General features: G+C 35.4%; 19 protein-coding genes. 18 read left to right on the forward strand and 1 reads right to left on the reverse strand.

Annotated features, from left to right (window positions below; all coding sequences use genetic code 11):
* The first annotated feature begins 449 nt into the window (after window positions 1–449).
* From B6K90_RS12660 to gatB, 4 genes are all read left to right on the forward strand, one after another.
* Window positions 450–974, forward strand: coding sequence for a deoxycytidylate deaminase (locus tag B6K90_RS12660; protein WP_088013137.1), 525 nt, complete (start codon window positions 450–452; stop codon window positions 972–974).
* 300 nt (window positions 975–1,274) lie between these two features.
* On the forward strand, window positions 1,275–1,565 hold the full coding sequence (gene gatC / locus B6K90_RS12665) for an Asp-tRNA(Asn)/Glu-tRNA(Gln) amidotransferase subunit GatC (RefSeq protein WP_069032659.1): 291 nt from the start codon (window positions 1,275–1,277) through the stop codon (window positions 1,563–1,565).
* 14 nt (window positions 1,566–1,579) lie between these two features.
* On the forward strand, window positions 1,580–3,034 hold the full coding sequence (gene gatA / locus B6K90_RS12670) for an Asp-tRNA(Asn)/Glu-tRNA(Gln) amidotransferase subunit GatA (protein ID WP_088013138.1): 1,455 nt from the start codon (window positions 1,580–1,582) through the stop codon (window positions 3,032–3,034).
* 15 nt (window positions 3,035–3,049) lie between these two features.
* Window positions 3,050–4,480, forward strand: coding sequence for an Asp-tRNA(Asn)/Glu-tRNA(Gln) amidotransferase subunit GatB (gatB, locus tag B6K90_RS12675; RefSeq protein ID WP_088013139.1), 1,431 nt, complete (start codon window positions 3,050–3,052; stop codon window positions 4,478–4,480).
* Window positions 4,481–4,537: 57 nt separating this feature from the next.
* Here gatB and B6K90_RS12680 read toward each other — a convergent pair whose 3' ends face one another.
* Window positions 4,538–5,005, reverse strand: a complete 468-nt coding sequence (locus B6K90_RS12680; protein WP_088013140.1) for a formate/nitrite transporter family protein — start codon at window positions 5,003–5,005, stop codon at window positions 4,538–4,540.
* 258 nt (window positions 5,006–5,263) lie between these two features.
* Between B6K90_RS12680 and B6K90_RS12685 the strand changes: the two genes are divergently transcribed.
* The 14 genes from B6K90_RS12685 (at window position 5,264) to B6K90_RS12750 (ending at window position 23,595) form a co-directional block, all read left to right on the forward strand.
* Entirely contained in the window at window positions 5,264–6,148 is an 885-nt protein-coding gene (locus B6K90_RS12685; RefSeq protein WP_088013141.1) for a diacylglycerol kinase, read from the forward strand.
* A 109-nt stretch (window positions 6,149–6,257) separates the two neighbouring features.
* A complete protein-coding gene (rlmD, locus tag B6K90_RS12690) occupies window positions 6,258–7,640 on the forward strand; it encodes a 23S rRNA (uracil(1939)-C(5))-methyltransferase RlmD (protein WP_088013142.1) in 1,383 nt (460 codons plus the stop codon).
* A gap of 120 nt (window positions 7,641–7,760) precedes the next feature.
* Window positions 7,761–8,741: a tRNA dihydrouridine synthase gene (locus B6K90_RS12695; protein ID WP_088013143.1), complete on the forward strand. Its 981-nt coding sequence runs from the start codon at window positions 7,761–7,763 to the stop codon at window positions 8,739–8,741.
* Window positions 8,742–9,108: 367 nt separating this feature from the next.
* The gene (locus tag B6K90_RS12700) at window positions 9,109–10,026 is read left to right on the forward strand and encodes a BadF/BadG/BcrA/BcrD ATPase family protein (RefSeq protein ID WP_167555357.1); all 918 of its coding nucleotides are present in this window, start codon (window positions 9,109–9,111) and stop codon (window positions 10,024–10,026) included.
* A gap of 35 nt (window positions 10,027–10,061) precedes the next feature.
* On the forward strand, window positions 10,062–11,189 hold the full coding sequence (locus tag B6K90_RS12705; RefSeq protein WP_088013145.1) for a MupG family TIM beta-alpha barrel fold protein: 1,128 nt from the start codon (window positions 10,062–10,064) through the stop codon (window positions 11,187–11,189).
* 25 nt (window positions 11,190–11,214) lie between these two features.
* Window positions 11,215–12,582, forward strand: coding sequence for a sugar phosphate nucleotidyltransferase (locus B6K90_RS12710; RefSeq protein WP_212667552.1), 1,368 nt, complete (start codon window positions 11,215–11,217; stop codon window positions 12,580–12,582).
* A gap of 34 nt (window positions 12,583–12,616) precedes the next feature.
* Window positions 12,617–13,333: an SIS domain-containing protein gene (locus B6K90_RS12715; RefSeq protein WP_088013146.1), complete on the forward strand. Its 717-nt coding sequence runs from the start codon at window positions 12,617–12,619 to the stop codon at window positions 13,331–13,333.
* Between the two features lie 463 nt (window positions 13,334–13,796).
* Window positions 13,797–15,737 carry a BglG family transcription antiterminator gene (locus B6K90_RS12720; RefSeq protein ID WP_088013147.1) on the forward strand — a complete coding sequence of 647 codons (1,941 nt, stop codon included), beginning with the start codon at window positions 13,797–13,799 and terminating at the stop codon, window positions 15,735–15,737.
* Window positions 15,738–15,831: 94 nt separating this feature from the next.
* On the forward strand, window positions 15,832–19,464 hold the full coding sequence (locus B6K90_RS12725) for a hypothetical protein (protein ID WP_088013148.1): 3,633 nt from the start codon (window positions 15,832–15,834) through the stop codon (window positions 19,462–19,464).
* 145 nt (window positions 19,465–19,609) lie between these two features.
* Complete coding sequence (gene celB, locus B6K90_RS12730; RefSeq protein WP_088013149.1) at window positions 19,610–20,914, forward strand: PTS cellobiose transporter subunit IIC; 1,305 nt, start codon at window positions 19,610–19,612, stop codon at window positions 20,912–20,914.
* A 50-nt stretch (window positions 20,915–20,964) separates the two neighbouring features.
* Window positions 20,965–21,489: an RDD family protein gene (locus B6K90_RS12735; protein ID WP_088013150.1), complete on the forward strand. Its 525-nt coding sequence runs from the start codon at window positions 20,965–20,967 to the stop codon at window positions 21,487–21,489.
* Window positions 21,490–21,517: 28 nt separating this feature from the next.
* Window positions 21,518–21,826, forward strand: coding sequence for a PTS sugar transporter subunit IIB (locus tag B6K90_RS12740; protein WP_088013151.1), 309 nt, complete (start codon window positions 21,518–21,520; stop codon window positions 21,824–21,826).
* A 141-nt stretch (window positions 21,827–21,967) separates the two neighbouring features.
* Window positions 21,968–22,279 (forward strand): PTS lactose/cellobiose transporter subunit IIA, encoded by a 312-nt coding sequence (locus B6K90_RS12745; protein WP_088013152.1) that lies wholly within the window; start codon window positions 21,968–21,970, stop codon window positions 22,277–22,279.
* Entirely contained in the window at window positions 22,279–23,595 is a 1,317-nt protein-coding gene (locus tag B6K90_RS12750) for a 6-phospho-beta-glucosidase (protein WP_088013153.1), read from the forward strand. Before B6K90_RS12745 ends, B6K90_RS12750 begins: the two co-directional genes overlap by 1 nt.
* Window positions 23,596–23,682 lie beyond the last annotated feature (87 nt).

The raw sequence follows: 23,682 nt of genomic DNA on the forward strand, positions 1-23,682 counted from the left end.
AATATGAACCCTAAAAACGATTTTTTTAAATCCTACGACTTTATTATGCTAATTTTATTTTTTTGTCTGATGCTTATTAGTATTGTTGCGATCTATTCAGCTAGTAAAAGTGGCCAGTATCAGGGCGGTTTCGTAATAAGGCAAAGTGTTTTTTATATAATTGGACTTACAATATCAATATTTATAGCGAAAATTGATCTTAATCGTTTTGATGTTTGCGCCATAATTAGGTATTTTTTTAAAAGTTTTTTGTGGAATTATTCACAATCAAATACATAATTTAACAAAGCGGCTGTAACAGTACTAATTATAAATTTAATACCATGAAGAGCGTAAGTAATATTACGCTCTTTTTCTTATATTCAATACATTACTTCTAACTAAGCCCTTCCCCATATTATTATGCTATAATTTTAAATAAACGATAGTGAACAGAGAGAAGGGATTCCATGCAAATTTTACAGAGAATTATTCAATTAGTAGATTCAATTCCTTTAGGAACTCGTGATGATTGGGACTCTTATTTTTTAGGACAGGCATTTATAACTTCTCTTCGTTCAACATGTGGAAGTAGAAGAGTTGGAGCAGTTATTGTAAGTGATAATAGAATAATTGCTTCTGGGTATAATGGTTATCCAAAAGGAGCTAAGCATTGTATTGATGGAGGATGTCCACGCTTTGTTGCTCGTCAAGAAGGACTATTAGATAGTGGTAAATACTCAGATCAGTATCCTTGTGATGCTTTCCATGCTGAAGAAAATGCGATTTATCAACTAGTTCAATCAGGAATTCAAAAAACGAAAGGTGATAATTGGACAATTTATTGTACAACTGCACCATGTCGAGCTTGTGCGAAAATGATAAATGGAGCTGGGATTACTAGGGTTGTATATAATGTAGGCTATCCGGATGATTATTCAATTGAGTATTTTAAAAAATATGGAATTGAACTAACAAGAATCCCTACTGAATAATCGTTAATCCATATTTAAACAAACGTTTGATTTATTTTTATAAGTAGGTTAATTCAAAATTTGATGTTCAGACTGTTTGGAAACGAATGTCTTTTTGAGGTATGTGAACCTGATAAGGAGTGCAGTTACCGTAGATAGTAATAAGCACTTCAGTTAGGTGATCAAACGAAGAAAGCGGGCGTTTGGCGAGCAGTCTGTAATTATTTTACTTGGATTTAAGTGGAATGTTGCCCGACACATGGGAAATTTGGTATTATCAGTATATTGTATGTTGTGCGAATAATATGGAGGTGCATATAAATGTCAAAAATTACAATGGAGCAAGTTAAGCACGTTGCTCATTTAGCACGTTTAGCGGTGACTGAGGAAGAAGCAGAGAAGTTTTCAAAACAACTTGGAGCAATTTTAGATTTTGCTGAGCAGTTAGGTGAACTTGATACAACGAATGTAAAACCTACTACACATGTTCTAAAAATGCGTAATGTATTACGTAAAGATGAGCCAGGTAAAGGTTTACCAATTGAAGAGGTACTGAAAAATGCACCAGACCACAAAGATGGACAAGTTAAAGTACCGTCAATATTGGATTAAGGGGGGATATTAGAATGTCATTATTTGAATATACAGTTTCAGAATTACATAGCAAATTAAAATCAAAAGAGATTAAAGTAGAAGAATTAGTAAATGAATCTTATGAGCGAATCTCTGCAGTTGATGGTGAAGTAAAATCATTTTTAACTTTAAATGAAGAGCAAGCGCGTTTGCAAGCGAAAGCACTAGATGAAAAGCCTTGGGATGAGTCTCGTGGAATTCTTTCTGGTATGCCTATTGGTGTTAAAGATAATATCGTTACAAAGGGTCTTCGTACTACTTGTGCGAGTAAAATTCTTGAGAATTTCAATCCAATTTATGATGCGACAGTTGTAACGAAATTAGCACAAGCTGAGAGCATTACGATCGGAAAATTAAATATGGATGAATTTGCAATGGGTTCATCTAATGAAAATTCTGCGTTCGGTGGCACTCGTAACCCTTGGAATACTGATTATGTACCAGGAGGAAGTAGTGGTGGATCTGCAGCTTCAGTAGCTGCTGGAGAAGTATTATTCTCTTTAGGTTCTGATACAGGTGGATCAATCCGTCAACCAGCTTCATTCTGTGGAGTTGTTGGTTTAAAACCTACATATGGTCGTGTATCACGTTCTGGTTTAGTAGCATTTGCTTCTTCTCTAGATCAAATTGGTCCAATTACTAGAAATGTAGAAGATAATGCACTATTATTACAAGCAATTTCAGGATTAGATGCAAGTGACTCAACTTCAGCAGACGTAGAAGTTCCTGCATTTACTAAGGCATTAACAGGTGATGTAAAAGGTCTTCGAATCGCTGTACCTAAAGAATATTTAGGTGAAGGTGTTGGAGAAGAAGCTCGTGCATCTGTAATGGCTGCTTTAAAACTATTAGAAAGCTTAGGTGCTACTTGGGAAGAGGTTTCATTACCACATTCTAAATATGCATTAGCTACATATTACTTAATTTCTTCATCTGAAGCATCTGCTAACTTAGCTCGTTTTGACGGTATTCGCTACGGTCATCGTGCAGCTGATGTAGAAAACTTAATTGATCTTTATAAGAAAACTAGAGCTGAAGGCTTTGGAGATGAAGTTAAACGCCGTATCATGTTAGGTACTTATGCATTAAGTTCTGGTTATTATGATGCTTACTATAAAAAAGCTCAACAAGTACGTACATTAATAAAAGAAGATTTCGAGAAAGTATTTGAAAGCTATGATGTTATTATTGGACCAACTACTCCAACACCTGCATTTAAAGTAGGAGAAAAAGTAAGTGATCCATTGACAATGTACGCAAATGATATTTTAACGATTCCTATTAACTTAGCGGGTGTACCTGCGATTTCTATTCCTTGTGGGTTCCACAATGGTCTACCATTAGGATTACAAATTATTGGTAAACATTTTGATGAGTCGACTATTTATAGAGTTGCCCATGCATACGAGCAAGCAACTGACTTTACAAAACAAAGACCACAACTATAAGGAGGCGCGGGAAAGATGAATTTTGAAACGATAATCGGTTTAGAAGTACACGTAGAATTAAAAACAAAATCAAAAATCTTCTCACCAAGCCCTAATGCGTTTGGTGCAGAACCAAATACAAATACTGGTGTAATCGATTTAGGCTATCCAGGTGTGTTACCAGTATTAAATGAAGAAGCCGTAAACTTTGGAATGAAGGCTGCAATGGCATTAAATTGTGAAATTGCAACTGAAACAAAGTTTGACCGTAAAAACTACTTCTATCCTGATAATCCAAAAGCTTACCAAATCTCTCAATTTGATAAGCCGATTGGTGAAAATGGATGGATTGAAATTGAAGTTGGTGGCAAAAAGAAACGCATTGGTATTACTCGCGTTCATTTAGAAGAGGACGCTGGAAAGTTAAATCATACTGATGAAGGTTATTCATTAGTAGACTTTAACCGTCAAGGAACGCCATTAATTGAAATCGTTTCTGAGCCTGATATGCGTACTCCTGAAGAGGCTTATGCATATTTAGAAAAACTAAAATCAATTATTCAGTTTACTGGTGTTTCAGATGTGAAAATGGAGGAAGGGTCACTTCGTTGTGACGCTAACATCTCATTACGTCCATTCGGCCAAGAGGAATTTGGTACTAAGGCTGAATTAAAGAACTTAAACTCATTTGCTTTCGTTCAAAAAGGATTAGAGCATGAGCAAATTCGTCAAGAAAAAGTATTATTATCTGGTGGAATTATTCAACAAGAAACACGTCGTTATGATGAAGCTACAAAAACTACACTCCTAATGCGTGTTAAAGAGGGATCAGACGATTACCGTTACTTCCCAGAACCAGACTTAGTTGAATTATACATTGATGATGAGTGGAAAGAACGTGTTCGCAGTAGTATTCCTGAACTTCCTGACGCTCGTCAAAAACGATATGTAGAGCAACTAGGCTTACCTGCATACGATGCAATGGTATTAACATTAACAAAAGAAATGTCTGATTTCTTCGACGCTACTGTAAACAATGGTGCAGATGCAAAATTAGCTTCTAACTGGTTAATGGGTGAAGTTTCAGCATACTTAAATAAATCACAAAAAGAGTTACATGAAGTTGCTTTAACGCCTGAAAACTTATCTAGTATGCTTAAGTTAATTACAGACGGTACAATCTCTTCTAAGATTGCGAAAAAAGTATTCACTGAGTTAATCGAAAACGGTGGAGACGCGAATGAAATTGTAAAAGCAAAAGGCTTAGTACAATTATCTGATGAAGGCGCTCTTCGTAAAATCGTTATTGAAACTCTTGATGCTAACCCACAATCAATTGAAGACTTTAAAAATGGTAAGGACCGAGCTATTGGTTTCCTAGTTGGTCAAATGATGAAAGCGACTAAAGGTCAAGCGAATCCACCATTATTAAATAAGATTTTAATGGAAGAAATTCAAAAAAGATAAGGCTTTAAATACAAAAAACTACGGGCTATACGCTCGTAGTTTTTGTACTGTTTAAGGTCAAAATGACTCAATAATATGGTTGGCTTGTTGGTGCATACAAAAGGATATCCACTTTACTGTTGGATCGTTATATAATCCTGTTATATGTATTAATAAAGAAAAACAACCAGCACCTAATATGTTCCCAATATATGTTATCAGCCATAAATGTAACACTTCTAGCCAATTCATTTTTCCTCTAATTGCAGTATAAGCAAAATAAAATATGTTTCCTATGAATAGGTCGGCACCACCGTATGCAATTAGAAGAATGGCGACAGAAATTGTTATAGCAGCCATTGGGTAAGCAAAAGGCGTATGTGCGGCATGAAAAAAGTTACCTGATTTAAATGCTACGATCACTCCGAAGCCTATAAACATACTAGCCATTATTGCTCTTAATAAAAAACGCAAAACACTATCACGATAAATTTTTAATTTTTTTAGAGCAAAATACTCTACATTCAAGAACGGTTTGTTTTCCATCTCATTATCAATCCTTAATTCTACTTTAATGTATTTATTATCAATATGTACTATAATGATTAAGTTGTTCAAAACGATTGGAAAATATAGCAAAGAAACGAATGTAATATAAATTTAATATAATATTGTCTATTCAATCTGGGTTTGAACAAGCTTTAGAAAGGTAAAAATAGATAAGTAAATGGAAAAAGTTTACTACAAAAACTTTTTAGGTTAGGATATAAGTTAGAGAACTTAAATAAATAAGTAGGATGGTTAATGATGAAACGTGCTAGAATTATCTACAACCCTACTTCTGGTCGTGAAATTTTTAAGAAAAAGCTTCCCGATGTGTTGCAATTGTTTGAGCAAGCTGGTTATGAAACCTCTTGTCATGCAACAACCGGTGCAGGTGATGCGACGATCGCAGCAAGAGAAGCGTGTGAACGAAAATTTGATTTAGTTGTAGCTTGCGGTGGAGATGGAACACTTAATGAAGTCATTAGTGGATTGGCAGAACAAGAATATCGACCAAAGTTAGGATTAATCCCAGTTGGGACAACAAATGATTTTGCTAGAGCAATTGGTGTGAATGTTTCAATTATGGAAGCAGCTGAAGTCATAACAAATGGGCAAACTGTACCCCTTGATATTGGGAGAGTGGATGATAAATATTTTGTAAATATTTTAGCTGCTGGTAAAATTACAGAATTAACATATGAAGTACCTAGCAAACTAAAAACAATGCTAGGACAACTAGCATATTATTTAAAAGGTATTGAAATGTTACCTAGAGTTAAGCCTACACGATTAAAAATTGAGTATGATGGAAAAGTCTTTGATGAGGAAGCATTTTTGTTCTTATTATCGAATACAAATTCTGTTGGTGGATTTGAAAAAATTGCACCTGAAGCAAGTATCAATGATGGACAATTTGACTTATTAATCTTAAAGAAATCAAATATAGCCGAAATCGTCAGAGTATGTGCTCAGCTATTAAGTGGCCAGCATGTACAAAATGAACATGTTCTTTATACTAGAGCAAGCCATTTGAAAATTATGTCTGATGATAAACTACTATTAAATATTGATGGCGAGTATGGTGGAGAAACACCATGTACTGTTGATATGCTTTACAACCATCTAGAAATCTATGTACCATAATAAGTGAAATAGTAGTAAATACTAGAAAAAGTAACCACGGTAGTTAACGTGGTTATTTATTTTGTATAATGAAATGGTTTAATAAAAGGTTGAAAGGTAGGTAAAGGACTTGTCGAAAAGAGTGTTACCTGTAGAAAAGAATCAATTAATAGATGTTGAATTTATCGATTTAACTCATGAAGGACATGGAGTAGCAAAGGTGGATGGATATCCGATATTTGTACCTAATGCACTTCCAGGTGAAAAAGCACAAATTAAAGTGCTAAAAACAAGTAAAGGTTTTGGATTCGGTAAAATTATTGAATTCCAAAAAGAAAGTCAAGTTCGAGTTGAACCAATTTGTTCGATTTACAATCAATGTGGTGGCTGTCAAACTCAACATATGAGCTATGAAGGCCAGCTTGAGGCGAAACATAAACAAGTAGTAGAAGTTGTAAAACGAATTGGGAAACTGGATGATGTAGTAATTCATCCAGTTTTAGGAATGGAAAATCCATGGAGCTATCGTAACAAAGCACAAGTTCCAGTAGGGGAACTAGAAGGTGGACTAGTTGTTGGTTTTTACCAAAAGAGAAGCCATGAAATTATTCCGATGAATGAATGTTATATTCAAGGAAAAGAAAATGATGAAATGATTCAAGCTGTGAGAGATCTTTGTGAGGAATTAAAAATTGAGCCATACGATGAAGTTGGCCACAAAGGACTATTGCGTCATATTATGGCACGCTATGGATACTATACAAATGAATCAATGCTAGTTCTTGTTACAAATAAAGTGAACTTTGCTCAAAAAGATGAATTAATAGCAAGGATCGTTGAGAAATATCCAACAATTACAAGTATTATCCAAAACGTAAATAATGAAAAAACAAATGTGATTCTTGGAAATCAAACAATCGTATTATATGGAAGCGAAACAATCAAAGATAAAATTGGTGACATTACTTTCGAAATTTCAGCTCGATCATTTTATCAAGTGAACCCTACGCAAACTAAGGTCTTATATGATAAAACACTCGAGTATACAAATTTAAATGGTAGTGAAACCGTTATTGACGCATACTGTGGAATCGGATCAATATCCTTATTTTTAGCTCAAAAGGCTAAAAAAGTTTATGGAGTAGAAATTGTACCAGAAGCAATTGAAGATGCAAAGCGAAATGCCATGATTAATGAGATGACAAATGTTGAATTTGAAGTAGGGAAAGCGGAAGAAGTTATCCCTAATTGGTACAAGCAAGGAATTACAGCAGAAGTATTAGTTGTAGACCCTCCAAGAAAGGGTTGTGACGAGGCTTTATTAAATACAATCATTGATATGAAACCAAGTAAAGTAGTTTACGTATCTTGTAATCCTGCTACATTAGCAAGAGATTTACGAGTACTTGAAGACGGCGGTTATAAAACATTGGAAATACAGCCAGTGGATATGTTCCCACATACTAGTCACGTGGAAGCCGTCGCGAAATTAGTACTTAAAGAAGGTAACTGACCCTGGTGCATTGTCAATGATGAGGCATGGTATAAGTGTAAAAGAAACAGGGGCAGCGTTATTTAATTTTGGGATAAAGAGTTTGTCTTGTATCCCATAATGAGAGGATTGAATGTAACTATGATAAATAATTTTTGGCGTGATTTACCACGACCATTTTTTGTACTTGCACCGATGGAAGATGTAACGGATGTTGTTTTTCGCCATGTAGTGAGTAAAGCAGGTAGACCGGATGTGTTTTTTACGGAGTTTACAAACTCAGATAGCTATTGTCATCCAGAGGGCATGAAAAGTGTGCGTGGACGTTTGATATTTACTGAGGATGAACAGCCTATGGTGGCACATATTTGGGGGGATAATCCTGAATATTTCCGTCAAATGAGTATTGGTATGGCAAAGTTAGGATTTAAAGGCATCGATATTAATATGGGCTGCCCTGTACCGAATGTAGCATCGAGAGGAAAAGGTAGTGGCCTAATTCTGCGTCCAGATGTAGCAGCAGAACTAATTCAAGCAGCAAAAGCAGGCGGACTTCCTGTCAGCGTGAAAACGCGACTTGGCTTTAAGGAGGTAAATGAGTGGGAAGAGTGGTTAACGCATATTTTAAAACAGGATATTGCCAACCTTTCTATTCATTTACGTACAAGAGAAGAAATGAGCCAAGTAGATGCGCATTGGGAGCTAATTCCGGAAATCAAAAAATTACGTGACCGCATCGCACCAAATACGCTGCTAACAATCAATGGAGACATTCCTGACCGTCAAGTTGGGCTGCAGCTTGCTGAAAAATATGGTATTGATGGGGTAATGATCGGACGAGGCATTTTTAAAAATCCTTTTGCTTTTGAAAAAGAGCCAAAAGAACATAGCAGTAAGGAGCACCTTGATCTACTAAGACTGCAGCTTGATCTTCAAGATCAATATGCGGAAGTATTGCCAAGGTCAATCACAGGGCTTCATCGTTTTTTCAAAATTTATGTCAAAGGATTCCGTGGAGCTGGTGAATTAAGAAATCAATTGATGAACACGAAATCAACAGATGAAGTGCGTGCATTGCTCGATAACTTTGAGGCAAAGAATCTTGATGAAGTGGAACTGTAAAAGTGTCAGCCCTTGTGTTCCCAATTACTGCCTACACATCTAAATAAAATTAAAAAGTACTCTCTAGAGTAGACGCTTTAAAAGTCTAACTATAGAGTACTTTTTTTATTATATTTTAAACTCCAAATCTGAAAGATCAAAATGAATAAGTGGTTTTTTTCCTTTTCATGTAGAAAATATCCACCTAGTAAATGAGAAATGTTTACTTTACAATTAATGCAACTATACATCATCACAAAATTGAAAATAAGATGAAATAAGTAACATTTAAATGAATGAATTAAAGACTAAATGTATAAATAGATTGATACGATTTACATGGATTAAGGTGACTTATTAGCTTAACGAAAGGATGTATCAACAGATAATGAATAGATTGATAATCGGAATGGATGGCGGAGGAACAAAAACGAGAGTTATGGTCAAAGAACAACTAGATGGAGAAACGTTATTTGATCAAAATTTTGGGATGTCAAATTATAACAATATCGGTGTAGAAGGGCTTAGACCAGTATTTAGTCAAATATATGAATCGCTTAGTTCTATTTTTGGAGAGCGTTTACAAAATGCGATTCTTGTACTAGGCTCTGCGGGAGTAGATCGACAGAAAGATATTGATATTTATTTGAATGCATTAAAAGAAAGTGGTTTTACTTGTCAATTAGAAGTAGTGAATGATGCAGAAATCGCTCTTGTTGGTGGAAACGGAGATCGAAAAGATGCATTAATAATTGCTGGAACAGGTTCAATTGTGATAGGCGTAGACTCAAAAGGAAATACATTACGCTCAGGCGGATGGGGTGGATTAATAAGTGATGAAGGTGGAGGTTTCCAAATTGGTTTACGTGCAATCACAGCTGTTATGAATGAGTATGACAACGTTATTGCTCCTACATCATTTACTGAAAAACTACTCGCTCATTTTAAGTTGAATTCACCAGAAGATTTTATGGACTTATTATACTTGGACGGTTCAATACCCGTTGATAAGGTAGCTTCATGTACACCAATCATTCTAGAATCATGGGTAAAGGGAGACGAAGCTGCGTGTACAATTGTTGAAGGAGAACTAGATAAGTTGGTTCGTTTAGTCATTGGAATCAGCCGACAAATGGGATTAATTAATTTCCGTCTATCTGTCGCAGGAAGTTTGCTGACAAAATCAGCTGAGTATTTCAATACGCTAAAAGAGAAGTTAAGTGTGGCGTTACCACAAGTAGAACTTTCTACACCTCTATATGATCCAGTCTTCGGTGCTATCATTATTGGCGAAAAATACAAGTAATTCAAAATAAATTTAGTAAGGAATGGCGATCAAATATGCGTGAAATAGGAATTAGTGTGTATCCCAACTTTTATCCTTTGAATCAAATCAAAGATTATTTAGAAAAGGCTAGTTCATTAGGATTTAAAAAGGTATTTGTTTCACTGATTTTAAATAATCATGGTTTTGAAGGTGCACGAGATGTCAATGCGGAAACCTGGAATGAATTACTCAGTTACTGTAAGGAACTTAATATGAATGTGTCAGCTGATATGAATGATGAAGTTTTCAACGAGTTGGGTTGTACATTGACCGACCTTACAGCTTTACAAAATATGGGGATCACAAGACTCCGCATTGATGGAGGGTTTACGAGTGAAGAAGTAGCAATTCTTTCAAAAAATAAGCAGGGAATTCAAATAGAAGTTAATGCTTCAATGTCTTCTTCCAATAATCAAAATGGAAACGCTTTACGCGAATGTCGTGAGTTTTTAGAAACAATAGAAAGAGAAGGAAATATTGGACAACTAACAGCTTGTCATAATTTTTTCCCTCTACCAGATACAGCATTGTCTTTAGAGGACATACGCTCAATTAACAATATGTTTGCTTTATTCGGTGTACCAGTAGGAGGTTTTGTTGCTTCACAGCTTTCTCCTAAAGATTTACACCACTTAGGTCATGGAGTTTGTACAATTGAAAAACACCGCTTTTTGCCTAGTCATATTGCCATGCTAGAGTTATTTGCAAATGGTTTTAATGATGTACTAATTGGAGACTCGTTTGCAGATTTTTCAGAGCTAAATGAAATGGCTAGATGTTTCAAACAAGATTATATAGAAATTCCAGTAGTTTTTAATCAGTTTGTTTGCGATCAGACAAAGGTGAAAATTCAGGAACAGGCTCTTTTTTCAAGAGTGGATCAACCTGCAAGTCTTATTCGTGCAACTGATACAAGAGGGATGGAAGTACCTCACTGCTATTGTGCACCAAGAGGGAAATATACAGTTTCTATTTTAAATAATCGAAGTGCGCAATATGAGGGAGAGGTACAAATCTCATTGAAAGATTTAGGACAATCTGTTGAGCATAATGTCATTGGATTTGTTCATCCTTTTGCACAAGATTTAATGCCTTATCTACTAGCAGGCAAAAATAAATTTCGATTAGTTGAATATAAGTAAAAATTTTTATAATCGAGGTATTAGAATGGTAAAAAGTGCAGTAATTCTAGCGGCAGGAAAAGGGAGTAAAATGTTTCCTTTCAATGCAGTTCGTTCTAAAACAGCAATAAAAATCGGCGGTAAACCATTAATTCGTTATAACATAGAGTCCATTGTAGCAATGGGAATAGAAGAGATTGTCGTTGTTGTTAATGAGGAATATCAAAGAGAGATAGAGAATCTTTTATTCGATATAGAAAATGTTAAATTTGTATCTGAACAATCAAATTTAGGAAGTGCAGAAAGTCTAGTAAGGGGAGTTGAGAAACTCTCAAATACTAAAGAATTTCTCGTTCTTTATGGTGATACGATCGTCGAATATAAAGATCTCGAGCGATTAGTAAATTCCAACAAGCCTACAGTATTGTTAAAAAAATTAGAAGAGTCATCAAGAAATTGGATCGGTGCGAGTATAAAGAACGGTTTCGTTCAGTCAATCGGTGCGCACTATCGCGGGGACAGTATTACCCATCAATTCGCAGGATTTCTTTTTGATGAGTCAATAATTGATGAAGTGAGAAGAACCCCCGATTATTTTCCGAATGTAAAAGTAGGTGTTGGCGTTCCGAAAGAACGATACATCGAAGCTGCACTTTTAAAATCTCTTGAGAAAATAAAATTACAAGTGATTGAGTGTAATGGCCATTTCTTTGATATAGACAAGCCTTGGCATATGTTAGAAGCAAATGAATATATGGTGAATCATTTTTGTAATGCAATACAAGAAAATGACCTAGCGGAAGGTGCGACGATTTCTGAAAATGCAACCATTCATGGTCACGTAAAGCTTGGTAAGAATTCCTCAATTGGTGATCGAGTTGTCATCCACGGTAACCTAATTGTTGGTGATAATACAATCATTGATAATGGTGCGATTTTCAATGGCAATGCGGTTATTGGCGATCATACTGCCATTCGTAATTATTGTATTATTTATGATGGAGTTTCAATTGGATCACACTGTATATTCGACCATTGTGCAGAGTTCCTTGGTGGAATGGTAATGGATAAAGTATATCTATACCACTATGGCGAGTTTTATGGCGCAATAGGCAGTCATACGGATATCGGGGCAGCAACTGTTTGCGGAACATTACGCTTTGATGACGGTGAAACTGAGCACGTAGTAAATGGACGGAGAGAAATACCTTTGCATTTCTCAAATGCAGCTTATCTTGGTGATTATTGTAGAACCGGTGTGAATACGATTATTATGCCTGGTTGTAAAATTGGGGCTTATAGTGTTTTAGGTGCAGGTGCAATCATCGATAAAGATATCGAACAAAATAGCCTTGTTTTTGTAAAACAAGACCTGGTTATTAAAAAATGGAGTGAAAAGAAGTACGGGTGGTAATTTTATTAATTTAATAAAAGAAGGTAGAGGAAATATGGAGAATTATTTTAAGTATGTGATGTCAAATCTTGAAAAACTATTTACGACACAGAATCAAAAAATTGACGAAGCGGCAACGTGTATTTTTGAAGCCATTCAAAATGGAGGACGCTTCCTTGTTACTGGCTCTGGTCATTCACATATGTTTGCAGAAGAATTTTATGTAAGAGCAGGTGGGTTTGCTGGGGTCTCTCCAATTTTGCCGAATGAGTTTTTTTTACATGACCACCCATTAAAAAGTACTGTAATTGAACGAATAGAAGCTTATGCAAAGGTAATATTTGATTTATACAAAATATGCTCAAAGGATATTCTTGTGATTGCATCGAATTCGGGAAGAAATGGCATGACTGTTGAACTTGCTAAAATGACTCAAGAATGTGGTGCAAAGGTTATTGCTTTTACCAATCCAAACCATCCCGAAGGACCACAATCAAGACATAGTAGCGGAAAATATCTTTGCGACTTTAGTGATGTAGTTATTGATAATTGTACTGGACCTGGAGATGCTCACTTTTTTGTAGAAGAGGCAAATACAGGTATGGGGGCAACATCCACTATAGCTGGAGCCTTTGTTGCTCAAACAATTTCTATATTAATAGCAAAAAAATACCATCAAGCTGGATTAAAACCGCCTGTGTTTAAAAGCTCTAACGTAGATGGTGGAGATGAATGGAATAAAGAGCTGTTTGCTAAGTATTATGGTGTTTAATTATTAATTGAATAACTAGTAAAAAGGACCTTGAAATAAAAGGGACCTAAAAAGATTTATCTAAAACTTATTGACTCATATTTGCGTCCCCAGTTTTTGGGTGCGCTTTTTCGCGTTTGAACTGATTAAAGTGTTTACCTCGCATTACGGAATTTCTAATACATTGTTAAGAAATGCTTAAAACAACCAAAAGTGTAGATTCCTTTAGCATAGGGTTTTTAAAGCTATGATTAGGATTTTTTGTATACAAAAGAATTAGAAGTGGTTTGTGTTAGTAAAATGTACCTGTATTTAACTGTAGGACATAGGACGTATTATTACAGTAGAATATAGCGTGATATATGAACTAGACGTATTTGTTTTAAATTGCGAACTATTTTGGAAAAATTCAAACTGTTAAATAGATTTGTTGGAAAGTAAACTTAAAATACTAGATTAGGCATCTAGGGTGGTGAGGTAATGTATGCGAAGAGATTTAATTTTGCAATATTTGTATCAAAAAGGAAAATCACTAACTTCACATGAACTTGAATCAGAATTCGCCATTTCTAATCGTACTTTACGAAACGAGTTAAAAGAATTAAACGCGATTGGAGAAAAGTCCGGATTTGTGATTCAGAAAAAACGAGGTGAAGGCTATTTACTTCATGTAGAAAACCAAGAGTTGGTTCAAACGTATATGAAAGAAATAGACGGGGCATTAGCTCCAGACTTACCTCGTGTTCGAGTGAATAATATTATTATGCTTTTGCTTCAAACGACTGAGTTTCAAACGATTGATATGTTTGCTGATAGTCTAATGATTAGCAGATCGACAGTATTTACAGACATGATTGAAGTTGAAAAGCAAGTAAGGATTTTTGATTTAAAAGTAGAAACAAAATCACGCTACGGAGTTCGTTTACTTGGGGATGAAACGAATTTTAGAAGAGCGTTTTCCTACTTCCTAAGTCAAAAAGAAACAGGTTTGTTAAAGAAGTCAATTTATCAAACTTTTGAGAAAGCGTTTCCATTTGAGGAAATTCGAGCTGTTTTGAGTGAAGAAGTACAGAATAATCAACTGAAATTAAGTTATTTTGCATTAGAAAACATTTTAGTGCATATCCAAGTACTCTCGTTTCGAGTAACTCAACACAACTTTATCTTGCCTAATCAAGAAAAAAAGTTAGATGTTTCTCTAATCAAACCATCGTTTATGAATATAGCAAGGAGAATTTGTGAAATTCTTTCTGAACTATATCATGTTGTATTGCCTGAGAGTGAAATTATCTATTTAGCTGCACACATAAGTGGTAAATCTAGTGTAGACGATATTGAAGAACATGAAAAAAATGACTTAAAACAAAAACTAAAGAATTGTTTAGAAAGATTAGATCAAACATTCTTAACTCAGTTTTCAGGTGATCAGCAACTTTTAAATACGCTGATCATGCATATGTATCCATTGTTAAGAAGATTATATTTTAATTTAAAGCTTACGAATCCATTGATAGACGATGTATACAGTAGGTATTCAGATGTGTTTATGATTGCTTTAAATTTTTCTGAAATGATAAAGGAAATATGGGGATTCGAACTTTCTAGTGACGAAATGGGTTACATTACAATGCATCTAGCAGCTCACGTGGAAAGGGAGAAGCAAAAACAATTAAGTTCCTATAAAAAAATTCTACTATCTTACGGATTAGGAGCAGGATCGGCTGATTTAATGAAAATGAAACTTGAGACACTTTTTCAAGGGGCAATAATTGACGTCGTTTTGTATAGTGAGCTACAATCATTAAATTTAGAAAATTATGATTTATTAGTTTCATCGACTTCGATTCCTTTTGACAATCTTTCAATTCCGTATATTCAAGTAGCACCAATACTAACTGAAACGGATGTCCAAAGAATTCGTCGTACACTGACTAGATACCCGGCTAATAAAGTTAAAGAAGATGTACCTACACTTTTATCTTTATTTCATACAGATTTGTTTTATATAGAAGAAAGCAAAGAGTTGTTTGACTACAAAGACTTTATTAAAGAAAAGGCAAATAGAGTTGTTGAACTTGGATTTGCCGCACCTAACTATCCTGCTTTAGTTGTCGACCGTGAAGAAAAAATATCGACAATACTGCAAAATGGGATCGCTGCGCCACATGCATTAAAAATGGTTGCGATCCAGGATTCAATCAGTGTGGTGATTTTTAAAAATCCGCCAACAATCGATGGAAAAGTTGTACAAATCCTATTCTTAATTAATCTTCGTGCCGGAGACTTGTTTTTACACAAAGAGTTAAGTCGATTATTTTTACATTTAATGGATCACCCCGAGACGAAACAGAAAGTATTAAAATCAAATAATTTCAATGATTTTCAGTATGAGATTTCAAAAATCTTGTTCCAGTATGGCTCGTAATGTTGAGGAAAAAAAATTTTGAATTGATAATTAAAAAAGGCGATATAGAAGAATAAATCAAAATTAAAAAGATAATTCATTTGGAGGAAGATAAATGAAAAGAAATAAATGGATTTTAGGTAGAGCACTTCCGGCTTCTGTACTAGCTGCATCAATGTTTGCAACTCCATTTAGTGGGGTTGTTGTAAAAGCTGCACCAACTATATCAACTCAATCAGTAGCGCCAATCTCAACTGGCACTAAAATTTTTATGAATACGACACAAATCACTCATGCAAAACCAAGTGGATTAGATACAACAAAGCCAGTAAAATGGACAACTTCTGATCCATACGTTGCATATGTTGACACGATTGGTAATGCAAAAGGTGATTACAGCGGAAAGATTCTAGGTGTTTCTGGTGGTTCTGCAATTATTACAGGTACTGGAGTTGATACTAAAGGTAACACTGCAACTGTGAATATTACAGTTTCTGTAGTAGAGACACAATCATCTACTAATCTAGAAAAGGTAGTTTACTATTACAATGCAGGAGACTCAAATATTCCGGCTGCTCTTAAAGAAACAAAGTGGGAAACAACAAAAATTCCTACTGCACCATCAGGAGCTAAATTCCCATCTAAAAGCTATGTTGGCTATGTAAATGGAGAAAAGGGCGTAAAATGGCTGGTTTCAAAGGATACATTAATCAAGTCAAACGATAAAATTATTCTTGGTGATGATAGAGCTCATGGAGTAATTTCTGGGATCATATCTGATGCAATTACACTTTACGATCCAAACTTAGCACCAGCAGATCAAATTCAATATCTACAAGGTGGACGATATATACCTCAAACTGGTGAATCTTCTGGTTCCGGTACGAATAATTCAGGTTCTGCTGCAACTTTTAATGCTAAAGAAGTGATTACCAACATTATGCCTGATGGTAATAATGGACTTTGGGTACTAGGTGAAAAAGGTAATGCAACACATATCGTTAGAAAGCAAATGTCACTAATGGGTAAATCTTTACTACAAACAGAGATTTCTAGAAACTATACAGACAGATTTGGATTCCAATCTGGTAGTATGTCTTTCTCTTCTACAGCGGATATGATTAAGGCCCTTATGACAGCCGATAAAGACGCAGCTAGAGCAACAGGCGATACAGACAATGACGGTCTTTGGACGACAATGTATGCTTCTGGTGAAATCTGGAGATACAACTACATGAAGAAAAACTTCGGAGCATCAGATGAAAGAACAAAAGATGCAAAAGCATCTGCTATTCGTGCAGTTGAATCAATCGTAACGCTTGGTTATGTATCTGGTACACAATTAAAAGTAACATCTAAAAACAATGTAAACGACTATGTGTATGTTGTTAACTCTTATGGTGGAAACGTATCAACGATTGTTGCAGCAAAAGAATGGCTTGCAAAGAACGAAGGAAAGCCAGTTTACGTTGATGAAAATGGGAAATATACATTAACTGACACAGGTCGTCCTGCTGCATCGGGCTTCTTTGCTAGATCGTACAAAGTTAGCACGAGTAACAATGGTGCTACAGTTCCAGAAGCTGAAACTTGGGATAATGCATGGATTAAAAAGAAGGCAGGACAAGCTAAAGATATCAATGGAAAAACAGTTTACTATAATGTCGCAGGTTCTTTCAAAAATGGAACTAGTTCTGCTCTTAAAGCTTATGACACAGTAGCAGTGCCTCCACGTTTAACAAATATATTTGCAAGCCAAAACGAAGGTTTTGATGCTGATACAAAAGCTTTAGACTCAAATAAAGTAGTATACAAAGCAACAACATCTACAGATGAATTAGTAGGTCATTATTTTGCGCTTGATTTAGCATATAAAGCGTTCAAAGACGAAGATCCAGAACTTGCAGCGCTTATCAAAAATAATATGATTAACCACACAAATGCACTAATTTTAAACAATTATTTCCAACTGACTGTTAATGGTGAAAACCCGACTGAATCTCGTTTTAATGAGGGACTTCAAAGCGGAGAAGTAAATGGATTAAACGTTCCAAATGCTCCAACTAGATGGGCAAATTTGAACCCTGAATACCTTGATGGTAATAAGGATGCATGGGGAAGAGACGCCGACTATGAAGATGGTCCTTTAAATGCTCAATTACTGTTACAAGCACTTGCAGTTGCAAAAGATTTTGGCGGATATACTCATGAAGAAAAAGCAATCCTTAAAGCTCAAGGTGTAAATGTAATTGAACCACTAGATTTTGCAAACGAATACAAAGTAATGAATGGCCAAAAGGCGACAACAAAAGCTAATGAACACAATGATTTTGAAGTAAGATATCCAAAAACATATAACTCAAAATCGATGCTTGATATGACTTTACAATATCTAGCTAGATACTTTGGTATTGCTGCGCATAACGGTGATGATATCGGTATAAGCGGTGTAACTCACGAATCATATATGAACTATTCTGATGAAGAAGAAGAAGCACTAGCATATTACACATTATCTCACCATGCTGATAAATATAACGGTGACGAAATCTTAGAAGGCATGAACCAATGGTGGACAAACGAAAAGAGAGAGAAAAACCCGTTCATGTCAACTTTCTACGCTGCTTCACTAGGAGCATTGAAAGCTAAAGGGATTGATATCGGAAATGCAAAAGTTGACCTTGCAGGTGCAAATTGGCAAATGACACGTATACCTAATAATTTCATGAACTGGGATGTACTTTCTGCAAACAGAAATGACGTAACACATGTAGCACCAAACCTTATGGTTGACCAACTAATTCCACGTGATGAAGTGATGATGTCTAAATACAACACAAACATATTCGGAACGATGGATAGAAGAACAATCGACTCTGGAAACAGTAGAACAATGGAGTCTTCAACTGTAATATCAATGCCTTACTGGATCACTCAAAACCCTGAAGATGCTGCTAACGTAGAAGTTTTAGGATCAAAAGTGACTACACCAGTTAATAAAGGTACTGAGAGCTTAGATTATCCAACTAACATCGCAAAGATGAATCCTCATGCGAAATATAATGAAGATACACATACATTTACGATTTATGTCGGTGACTCAGTTAAGCTGGATGCAAAAACAACGGGTTATATTAAGAATGTGTCTTGGGCAACAAATGCATGGGATCAAGCGGGATACATCAATGGATTACCAACACAAATTAATGCTGATTCAAATGTATCTGGAGTGATCGACTTAAGAAATATTGCAACTTACGGTGATGAAGGAAACGTAAGGCCAACAGATTTAAGTGTAAATGGCGAGTACTATGGTTCTTATGCAACTGGTTTAAAACCAGGAACATGTACGGTTTCGGCGTATGTTATTGATGGATTTTTTAGAACGCCTGCTAAAATAACATACACAATCAATGTTGTAGACCCTAAGAAATCAGTAGGACCAAGTGCTCCTGCTAAGCTTGACAAGAATTCTTTTGCCTATCCATCATGGTTAAAAAATGCAATGGCTGAGTCTAACTTAAATACGGATGGGAATAAATTTATAGAAGTTAGTTACGAATCATCTTCACCAGACGATGTAGCCGTTGACAGTGAAACTGGGGTTGTTACGTATAAAACAGATAAACCAACTAAGATCACTGCAACTGTTGTGTACTCTGCAATGACAATTGATGGAGAACCTAGATTTGAAACTGATAGCCACGTGATGACTTTTGTACGCACTTTATATAAGGATGCGAAATAAACAGTTTCATAGATTCACAAGGTGGTTCAGTTATCAAATTCAAACTTTAAATCTTAAATACTAAAAGAAATAATAAAAGGATCTTGGTATATGAGGAAATCCTTGATTTGCCAAGATCCTATATCCTTAGAGAGGGGATAAAGAAATGAAAAGTAATTTTTTTGAGAAAAAATTCTTACCGATCGCTTCGAAAATAGGTAATCAAAGACACTTACTTGCTTTGCGAGACGGTATTATGTTTGCCATGCCACTAATGATCATTGGTTCATTTTTCATTATCGTAGCTTGGTTAGAAGCAGATTGGTATCAAAACTTCATGTCAAAAGTATTTGGCGAAAATTGGAATGCTTTCGGAGATATCGTATATAACGGTTCAATGGGGATAATCGCTTTAGTGGCAGTATTTGGGGTAGCTTACTCCTTAGCAAGTAGTTATAAAGTTGATAAAAAGAATATTGATGGAGTTCCAGCTGGCGTATTAGCATTAGCAAGTTATTTAATTGTTAATATTATGAGCACGTTTAAAGACGGGAAGGAAAGTGTATCAGCTTGGTCACCTGATCTATTTGGTGCACAATACTTGTTCGTTGGATTAATTGTTGCAATTATTACTGCTGAAATTTATCGTTTCTTCTTACAAAAGAAGATTATCATTACGTTACCAGATACTGTACCGCCAACAGTTTCACGTTCATTTACTGCTCTTATTCCTGGTTTCGTGATTATCCTTTTCTTCTTATTAGTTCGTTACGGATTTAGTCATACTGGTTGGGGAGATTTTGCAACATTTATTCATAAGGTTGTGACACAACCATTTACCATTTTAGGTTCAACTTATCTTGGTACACTTGTCGCATGTTTAATGGAACATCTTTTATGGAGCTTTGGAATCCACGGTTCATCGATTATTACGTCTGTTATGGAACCAATTTGGATTACAAATGCTGATGCTAACTTAGCAGCAGTTAAAGCAGGTAAGGAGTTACCACATATCATTACGTATACATTCTATGAGAATGGTATCTGGATGGGTGGTTCTGGAGCTACTTTACCAGTTGCGATCTATATGACGTTTTTAGCGAAGTCAAAACTTCTTAAGAAGGTAGGACGTCTAGCGATTGGACCTTCTATATTTAACGTAAATGAGCCAATTATGTTTGGTGTTCCAATTGTTTTAAATCCATTTTTAATGATTCCTTATATTCTAGCGCCAGTAGCAGTATTAACAGTTACGTACTTTGGTACGGCAATGGGAATTTTCCCACATACGACTGGTACAATCATCCCATGGACAACCCCATACTTCATAAGTGGTTATCTTATGACAGGTGGTAAGATTATGGGTGTAGTCATGCAATTGGTAGCTTTTGCAGTGGCTTCGCTCATTTGGTTCCCATTCATTCGCATGTGGGATAAGAAAAATTTAGAATTGGAGAAAGCTAGTAAATAATACTCCGAGACAAATACATGGATAATTGATTAGAAGAAGGGACTACAACTATGGAAAATCGACAAAAAATTATTACTTCGTTTCGATTAAAAAGAATCGGTGCCTTTGTCATTGATGCAATAATTGTTTCGATCATCTTGTCAATTGTATATCGAATCACAGGACTACCAAACTTTCCAGGGGTTCTAGCAAATATGATTGAGCTTCAAAAAACAGCGAGAGGTTCTGTTGGACAAGATGCAGCCGTAAAGGTAATGGCCCTTTTTAATCAAGCATTTCTCCAATCGCTTTTAATCTATTTTTGTTATGAAGTTATAACGACCTTATTATTAAGAGGATCAACAATTGGAAAAGTAATCTTTCGATTGAAGTTAACACGTGTTAATAACAAAAAGGGAAAGCTTCCTTATGTATTATTAGTGATTGTTAGAAGTTTCTTTAAATTTTTGACAATGTTTATTTTTCAAGGTATCCCGTTCTTCTTATCCTTTATTAGCATGTTTACTAATCAAAAATCATTAGCTGTACACGATCGAATTGGTCGATTTGTCGTTATTAATAAGAACGAAGTATAAAAACTTACTAAAGAAAGAGGAAATTACCGTGAATATCTTACTTTGCTGCGCTGCTGGCATGTCAACAAGTCTAATCGTTTCAAAAATGGAAAAGGTTGCTGAATCAAAAGGGATTTCAGCACATATATGGGCAGTTTCTGAATCAGTTGTTCGTTCAGAAATTGAAGAAGCTGATGTGTTATTGTTAGGTCCACAAGTACGTTTCCTTTTAGAAGAAATGGAAGAAATCTGTGAAGAGAAAAATATTCCAGTTGAAGTAATTAATATGATGAATTATGGCATGTGTGATGGTGAAGCTATATTAGAGCAGGCTATCAACTTAATAGAAAATAAGTAGTACTTATTGTTGAGAATTGACTCTTCTGATCTTTGCTTAAACAAAATACGATGAATACCTTAAAGGTTTAAACATTTTAATGATAACCATAGGGATATGACGATAAAGAATTTATATTAATAAAGAGAGGAGGTCAGTTTTATGGTGAAAAATGAAACTGAAATTTTCACACTGATTCTTCATGGTGGAAATGGTCGTAGTGCAGCTATGGAAGCGATTCAAGCAGCAAAAAAACAAGACTTCGATTTAGCGCGCAAGAAATTGAAAGAAGCAGGTGATGCTTTAAATGAAGCACATCATATTCAAACAACGCTTATTCAATCAGAGATAGGTGGCACTCAAACGGAGATTTCACTTTTAATGATTCATGCTCAAGATCACTTAATGAATGCAATGACTGTAAAAGACTTGGCAAAAGAGTTCGTTGACATGTATGAAAGGGGCCTAAAATAATGTCAAAGAAATTTAAAATCGTGACAATAGGTGGGGGCTCAAGTTATACGCCAGAATTGGTTGAGGGAATTATTAAGCGTTATGAACAAATCCCAGTAACAGAGCTGTGGCTTGTTGATGTCGAAGCGGGTCGTGAAAAATTAGAAACAGTTGGTGCACTTGCAAAGCGTATGGTCAAAAAAGCTGGAGTACCATTGGAAATTCATCTTTCGTATGATCGTCGAGAAGCTTTGAAAGATGCCGATTTTGTTACAACGCAGCTTCGTGTTGGACAACTAGCTGCACGTGCACTGGATGAAAGAATTCCACTTAAACATGGCTTAATTGGTCAAGAAACAAATGGTGCAGGTGGATTGTTTAAAGCTTTACGTACAATTCCTGTTATTTTAGATATTTGTAAAGAAGTTGAAGAACTATGTCCAAATGCTTGGATTCTTAACTTTACAAACCCTGCAGGTATGGTAACAGAAGCAGCATTAAGATATTCAAATGTTAAGAGATTTATAGGCCTTTGCAATATACCAATTGGAATGGAAATGGGTATTGCAAAACTATTAAACGTAGATCACTCACGTGTGCGCATTGATTTTGCAGGACTAAATCACATGGTATTTGGAACAGAGGTTTATTTAGACGGAGTTAGTGTAAAAGAGCAAGTACTTGAAATGATTATGGATCCTGCTAATGCTAGTTTTGTAAAGAACATAGATGCAGAGGAATGGGCACCAGAATTCCTAAAAGCAGTCGATGTCATTCCTTGTTCATATCACCACTATTATTATAAAACATCTGAAATGCTTGAAAGAGCATTAAAAGATTTTGAGTCGAATGAAACGCGTGCAGAAGTCGTACAAAGAATTGAAGCATCTCTATTTGAAAAATATAAAGATGAAGCGCTAGATGTAAAACCGCCTGAGTTAGAAAAACGTGGTGGAGCTTACTATTCTGATGCGGCTTGTCGTTTAATTTCATCTATTTATAATGATACAAAAGATATCCAACCAATAAATACGATGAACAAGGGCGCTATTTCAGGCTTACCATATGATGGTGCTGTAGAAGTTAGCTGTGTTATTACAAAAGATGGTCCAATTCCACTGACAATCGGGGAATTACCAGTTCCAGTTCGAGGATTAATTCAAACGATTAAATCTTTCGAACAGACAGCAATTGAGGCTGCTGTAGAAGGAAGTCGCGAGAAAGCAATTCTTGCATTGACGATTAATCCACTTGTAGCAAATGATAAAGTAGCTGTAGCCATCGTTGACGAAATGCTAGAGGCACATAAAGAATATTTACCGAGGTTTTTTAAATAAAATGAATGATGTTTAAGGCAGCGAACCAGGTGTGGGCGCTGTCTTTTTTATTTTTTGACTTATTTAAAGCCCTTCTTAATACTTATT

The organism is Gottfriedia acidiceleris (assembly GCF_002128425.1).
GTDB lineage: Bacteria > Bacillota > Bacilli > Bacillales > Bacillaceae_G > Gottfriedia > Gottfriedia acidiceleris.